2 pseudogenes are annotated in these 625 nt (G+C 64.0%); one reads left to right on the forward strand and one right to left on the reverse strand.

The annotated features are described in order from the left end of the window. Window positions 1-187, reverse strand: a pseudogene (locus AC1DYX_RS31770) (hypothetical protein); the annotation flags it as partial. Between the two features lie 204 nt (window positions 188-391). On the opposite strand from AC1DYX_RS31770, the pseudogene AC1DYX_RS31775 reads away from it, so the two are divergent. Continuing rightward, window positions 392-625 (forward strand): annotated as a pseudogene (locus AC1DYX_RS31775) (hypothetical protein); the annotation flags it as partial.

The following is a 625-nucleotide window of genomic DNA, read 5'->3' on the forward strand; positions in this document are numbered from 1 at the left end:
CTCCCGCGGCCGCGCCGCCCCAGGCGAGCGCCCGGGACCGGGGGCGCGAGGTGGGCGCGGCGGCGCCCGGCACCTGCATGCCGTCCAGCGAGCTGAGGATGCCCTGTCGTTCCGGTGCGGCCTGCTCGTCGGGCGAAAGCAGGCTGGGCCGGCCGGCGCGGACCGGGGAGTCGCCTTGATGTTGCAAATTAGCTCCTTAAAACTGTTTGCATTACTTTACAAGAATCAAGACAATTGTGCCTTATGTTTGACATTAATCGTGCGCGATTAACACAGTTGGTGAGTTTTCGCGCATTTTCTATTGTGCGTGTCACTTTCATCCTCGGAAGATATACTTCGGGGAAATATTTTTTACGACAACAATGTGTCCTGATTATCTGGAGAATCGGCAGTGTGGCTCGTGGCGGTGATGATGTATTTCGTCGTGGCGTGTGCCGTCGGCTGGCTGGTCCTGTTCCCGGCCGGCCGCGACTTCGTGCTGAACACCCTCGCCGGTGCGGGACTACGGATGGGCCGCCGCGCAGGCGCGCTGGCACGGCAGCGCCGGCGCGACGCGGATGCGCTGCGCGCGCACGGCCGCGCGGCGGCGGTGGGCCTGGCCACGGGTCTGGCCGCGAGTTTGGCC

The sequence above is a fragment of the Massilia sp. P2_C2 genome (genome assembly GCF_056404615.1).